A 5,644-nucleotide genomic window follows, 5' to 3' on the forward strand; every position below is an offset into this window, starting at 1 on the left:
AAGGGCTCGTCGAGCAGCAGCATCTTGGGCTCGTGGATGAGCGCGCGGCAAATGCTCGCGCGCTGCTGCATGCCGCCCGAGAGCTGCCATGGGAACTTGTCCTCATAGCCCGCGAGGCCCACCTTCTGCAGCAGCTTGCGTGCGCGCTCGACGTACTCCTTGCGCTTGGCCTTGAAGTTCGAGCGGTAGGGCTCGACGATCTCCAGCGGCAGCAGCACGTTGTCGACCGTGGTGCGCCACGGCAGCAGCGAAGGCGCCTGGAAGGCCATGCCCGAGATCTTCAGCGGCCCGGTCACGTTCTGCCCGTCGATGCGGATCTTGCCCATCGACGGCATCTTCAGCCCGGTCGTGAGCTTCATGAAGGTCGACTTGCCGCAACCCGAGGGGCCGACGATGGCGATGAATTCGCCGCGCCTGACCTTCAGGTCGATGGCCTCGACCGCGAAGTGGTTGGCGCGAAGAAGCTCCTCGTTGTAGGCGAGCCAGACGTCCTGGAAGTCGACGAAGGGGGCGGCCGCGTCCTGCGATGCGTCCACCATCACTTCTTCGACAGGATGTTCAGTTCGGCCGACGGCGGCAGCAGCGAGGCGGTCCACACCGCGTCGGGGCTCACGCGCGTCTTGGTGCCGAACGCGTCCGACACCTGCGAGGCCATCAGCGACATGCGGCCTGCGTTGACCGTGCCGAAGCCTTCGGCGCGCGCGTCGGCGCTGTTGATGACGGTATCGATGGCCAGCTGCAGGCGGCGCGTTTCGAGCTTGCTGTCGATGATGCCGTCGCGCGCCTTCACCGATTCGATGGCCACTGCCGGGTTGGCGATGACTTCCTTCGCCCCCTTGGCAAAGGCCGAGAGGAATTTCTTCACCGCCGCCGGGTTCTCCTTGATGAGCTTGGGCGAGGCGATGATCACGTTGCCGTAGAGCTTCACGCCGTAGTCGGGGTAGGGCAGCACGACGATGTCGGCCGCCTTGGCGCCGCGCGCCTCGAGGTTGAGCAGCGAGGTGAAGGTGAAGCCGGTGATGGCGTCGATGTCGCCGCGCATCAGCATGGTCTCGCGCAGCGTCGGGTCCATGGCGGTCCAGTTGACGGCACCGATGTTGTTGGCCTTCGCGAAGATCGGAAAGGCGCGCCGGCCGGCATCGAACACCGGCGCGCCGAGCTTCTTGCCGGCGAGGTCGGTGGGCTTGGTGATGCCGCTCTTCTTGAGCGCCATGACCGAGGCCGGCGTGTTGTTGTAGACCATCATCACCGCGACCGGCTTGTTCGGGCTGTCGGGGTTGTTGGCGTGGAACTCCATCAGCGCCGCGAGGTCGGCAAAGCCCATGTCGTAGGCGCCCGAGGCCACGCGCGTGACGGTGCCGCCCGAGCCGTTGCCCGCGTCGATGCTCACGTCGAGCCCAGCCGCCTTGAAGTAGCCCTTGGCGGCGGGATGCAGGAACAGCGCGGCCGGTCCCTCGAAGCGCCAGTCGAGCTGGAACTTGATCGGCGTCGGGCTCTGGGCAAGGGCCGGTGAGAGGCCGAAGCAGAGGGCCGAGGCGGCGAGGAAGGACTGGAGCAGTTGGCGCTTGTTCATGCGTTATCCGTGATGTGAATGCTTCGGCATTCAAGCAAAAACGGTGCCCGCACGCGATTGGTGCGAACCCTCCCGGTGGGTCGATACGGTGCGCCATCTGCACCCCCAAATGCAAAAACGCGGCATTGCCGCGTTTTTGGCACCGAAGGCGGGCAATTCGCCCGCCGGATGGCCCGGTGATTACTTGTCGACGGTCACTTTCGCCACCGCCAGCGCCGTCATGTTGATGATGCGGCGCACCGTCGACGACGGCGTGAGCACGTGCGCCGAGCTCGCGGCGCCCAGCAGCACCGGGCCGACCGTGATGCCGTTGGCACCGGTCATCTTCAGCACGTTGTAGAGGATGTGCGCCGAATCGAGGTTCGGGCACACCAGCAGGTTGGCTTCGCCGCTCAGCGTGGTCTCGGGCAGGGCGGTGCGGCGGACGTCTTCCGACAGCGCCGCGTCGCCGTGCATCTCGCCGTCGCATTCGATGTCGGGTGCCATCTGCGCGAACAGGTCGCGTGCCAGCCGCATCTTGCGGGCCGAGGCGCGGCTCGAGGTGCCGTAGTTCGAGTGCGACAGGAAGGCCACCTTCGGCGGCAGGCCGAAGCGGCGCACTTCCTCGGCCGCCATCACCGCGATGCTCGCCAGCATCTCGGCGCTCGGGTCTTCGTTCACGTTGGTGTCGGTGATGAAGATCGTGCCCTTGTCGAGCGTCAGCGCGTTCAGCGTGGCGAAGCCGGGCGCGTCGCGCTTCAGGCCGATCAGGTTGCGGATGTGCTCCAGGTGCACGTCGAAGCGACCGACCAGGCCGCAGATCATCGCGTCGGCGTCGCCCAGGTGCAGCATCAGCGCGGCGATGGTGGTGTTCGAGCGGCGCACCATGGTCTTGGCGGCCTCCGGCGTCACGCCGCGGCGGCCCATGATCTTGTGGAAGCTCTCCCAGTAGGTGCGAAAGCGCGGATCGTCCTCGGGGTTGACGATCTCGAAGTCGGTGCCCGCGCGGATGTGCAGGCCGGCCTTCTTGATGCGCGCCTCGATCACGGCGGGGCGGCCCACCAGGATCGGCTTGGCCACGCCTTCGTCCATCGCCCACTGCGCGGCGCGCAGCACGCGCTCGTCTTCGCCTTCCGCGTAGGCCACGCGCTTGGCGGTGGCGATCTTGGCGGCGCTGAACACCGGGCGCATGAACATGCCGGTCTGGTAGACGAAGCGCGTCAGGTGCTGGCGGTAGGCGTCCATGTCCTCGATCGGACGCGTCGCGACGCCCGAGGCGGCAGCGGCCTTGGCCACGGCCGGCGCGATGCGCAGGATCAGGCGCGAGTCGAAGGGCTTCGGAATGATGTAGTCGGGGCCGAAGGCCAGCTCCTGGCCGGCGTAGGCGGTGGCCACCTCTTCGCTGATGTCGGCCTTGGTCAGCTCGGCGATCTCGCGCACGCAGGCCAGCTTCATCTCTTCCGTGATCTTGCTGGCGCCGCAGTCGAGCGCGCCGCGGAAGATATACGGGAAGCACAGCACGTTGTTGACCTGGTTCGGGTAGTCCGAACGGCCGGTGGCAATGATGCAGTCCGGCCGCACGGCCTTGGCCAGCTCGGGGCGGATCTCGGGCTCGGGGTTGGCCAGCGCCAGGATGATGGGCTGCGTGCCCATGGTCTTGACCATCTCGGCGGTCATCACGCCCGGGGCCGAGCAGCCCAGGAACACATCGGCGTCCCTGACCACGTCGGCCAGGGTGCGGGCGCCGGTGTCTTTCTGGGCGTAGCGTGCCTTGGATTCGTCGAAACCGCCCGCGCGGCCCATGTAGATCAGGCCCTTGGAGTCGCAGGCGTGGATGTTGGCCGGCTTGGCGCCCAGGCCGACCATCACGTCGAGGCAGGCGATGGCTGCGGCGCCCGCGCCCGAGACGGCGATCTTCACGTCCTCGATCTTCTTGCCGACCAGCTCCAGGCCGTTGAGGAGGGCTGCGGCCGAGATGATGGCCGTGCCGTGCTGGTCGTCATGGAACACCGGGATGTTCATGCGCTCGCGCAGCTTCTTCTCGATGTAGAAGCACTCGGGCGCCTTGATGTCCTCGAGGTTGATGCCGCCCAGCGTGGGCTCCAGCGCTGCGATGATCTCGACCAGCTTGTCGGGATCGCGCTCGGCCAGTTCGATGTCGAACACGTCGATACCGGCGAATTTCTTGAACAGGCAGCCCTTGCCTTCCATCACCGGCTTGGCGGCCAGCGGGCCGATGTCGCCCAGCCCGAGCACCGCGGTACCGTTGGTGATCACGCCCACCAGGTTGCCGCGCGCGGTGTATTCGGAGGCCGTGGCGGGGTCTGCGGCGATGTCGAGACACGGATAGGCCACGCCCGGCGAATAGGCCAGCGACAGGTCGCGCTGGTTCAGCAGGGGCTTGGTCGGGGTGATCGAGATCTTGCCCTTGACGGGTGAGCGGTGGTATTCGCGCGCTGCCTCGCGAAGTGCTTCTTCTGCGGGGGAAAGGGGTGCAGCCATGAAAGTCTCCTTGTTTCTGACGGGCAATGAGGCTACCGCAAAAGCGCAGCCCCTTTGTACAGGGGGAATGCCGAAAACGCCTGAATCCATATCTTCGGCGTGATGGAGTTGGCCGGCGGTTGGCTAAACTGCGCGATCGTTACCTGCGGGGGCTCACGGCTTGCGATTGGCCGGTGCTGGCCCGGGGTAGCGCCAACAGCGATAAAACCACAACGAGGGGCAACAACGCATGACATCAGGACCTTTCACCGGCAACGACCCCGATGTCGTGGTCATTGGCGGGGGCCCTTCGGGCTCCACGGTGGCCGCCTTGCTCGCGGACAAGGGCCACGACGTGGTGCTGATCGAGAAGGCGCAGCATCCGCGCTTTCACATCGGCGAGTCGCTGCTGCCGATGAACATGCCACTGTTCGACCGGCTGGGCGTGCGCACCGAGGTCGAGGCCATCGGCATCCGCAAGCACGGCGCCGAGTTCGTTTCGCCCTGGCACGACCACAGCAGCCACTTCAACTTCGGCGAGGCGATGGACAAGAGCTTTCCGTACGCGGTGCACGTGCGCCGCTCGGAGTTCGACGAACTGCTGTTCCGCCATGCCGCCGCGCGCGGCGCGCGCACCTTCGAGGGCCGGCGCGTCACCGGCGTGGACATGGACGCCGACACCGGCGGCGAGAAGCGCCCGCTGGTCAAGGTCAAGGCCGACGACGGCACCGAAACCACCTGGCGCCCGCGTTTCGTGATTGACGCCAGCGGGCGCGACACCCTGCTTTCGAACCAGTTCGATGCGAAGCAGCGCAACCGCAAGCACGCCAGCGCGGCCCTGTACGGCCACTTCGCCAACGCCGAGCGCCGGCCGGGCCGCTTCGAGGGCAACATCACGCTGTTCTGGTTCGATCACGGCTGGTTCTGGTACATCCCGCTGAAGGACGGTACCGTGAGCGTTGGCGCTGTGGCTTCGCCGGCCTACTTCAAGCGCCGCAAGGGCTCGCTCGAAGAGTTCCTGATGGAAACCATCGCGCTCGCGCCCAAGCTGGCCGCGCGCCTGAAGAACGCCACGCTGATGGAAGGCGCCACCTCCACCGGCAACTACGCCTACGACTCCAAGTTCTGCCGCGGCGACCGCTTCATGATGGTGGGCGACGCCTACGCCTTCGTCGACCCGATGTTCTCTTCAGGCGTGTACCTGGCGATGAACAGCGGCTTCGAGGCCGCCACCGCGGCCGACCACTGGCTCAAGGGCGAGGCGAAGGAGGCCGAGAAGGCCTTCCGCCACTACGAGAAAGTGATGAAGCGCGGACCCAGGATGTTCTCGTGGTTCATCTACCGCATCACCTCGCCGGCCATCCGCCGCCTGTTCATGAACCCGCGCAACGTCTGGCGCATGCAGGAGGCGATGCTGTCGATCCTGGCCGGCGACCTGTTCCGAGACACGCCCATCGGGCCGCGCTTCTGGGGCTTCAAGGTGACCTACTACGCGTCGTGCCTCGGCATCCTGCCGCAGGCCGTGAAGACCTGGGCATGGCGCCGGCGCAACCTGAAGGAGTCGCTGGAAGCCGCAAAGACCTGATTCTTTCCAGGAACACCGCGGAACCG

At 66.4% G+C, this 5,644-nt stretch carries 4 protein-coding genes; 1 reads left to right on the forward strand and 3 read right to left on the reverse strand.

The genetic code is table 11. The features are described from left to right. From PMI12_RS25800 to PMI12_RS25810, 3 genes are all read right to left on the reverse strand, one after another. Nucleotides 1-539 (reverse strand): ABC transporter ATP-binding protein (locus PMI12_RS25800; protein WP_007838477.1); only part of this gene is annotated, 539 nt, incomplete at its 3' end. After that, entirely contained in the window at nucleotides 539-1,573 is a 1,035-nt protein-coding gene (locus PMI12_RS25805; protein ID WP_007838478.1) for an ABC transporter substrate-binding protein, read from the reverse strand. The genes PMI12_RS25800 and PMI12_RS25805, both read right to left, overlap by 1 nt. Before the next feature lie 180 nt (nucleotides 1,574-1,753). After that, a complete protein-coding gene (locus tag PMI12_RS25810) occupies nucleotides 1,754-4,054 on the reverse strand; it encodes an NADP-dependent malic enzyme (RefSeq protein ID WP_007838480.1) in 2,301 nt (766 codons plus the stop codon). Nucleotides 4,055-4,283: 229 nt separating this feature from the next. On the opposite strand from PMI12_RS25810, the gene PMI12_RS25815 reads away from it, so the two are divergent. After that, entirely contained in the window at nucleotides 4,284-5,618 is a 1,335-nt protein-coding gene (locus tag PMI12_RS25815; RefSeq protein ID WP_007838482.1) for an NAD(P)/FAD-dependent oxidoreductase, read from the forward strand. The last annotated feature ends 26 nt before the right edge of the window (nucleotides 5,619-5,644 follow it).

This window comes from Variovorax sp. CF313 (assembly GCF_000282635.1).
Classification (GTDB): Bacteria; Pseudomonadota; Gammaproteobacteria; order Burkholderiales; family Burkholderiaceae_C; genus Variovorax.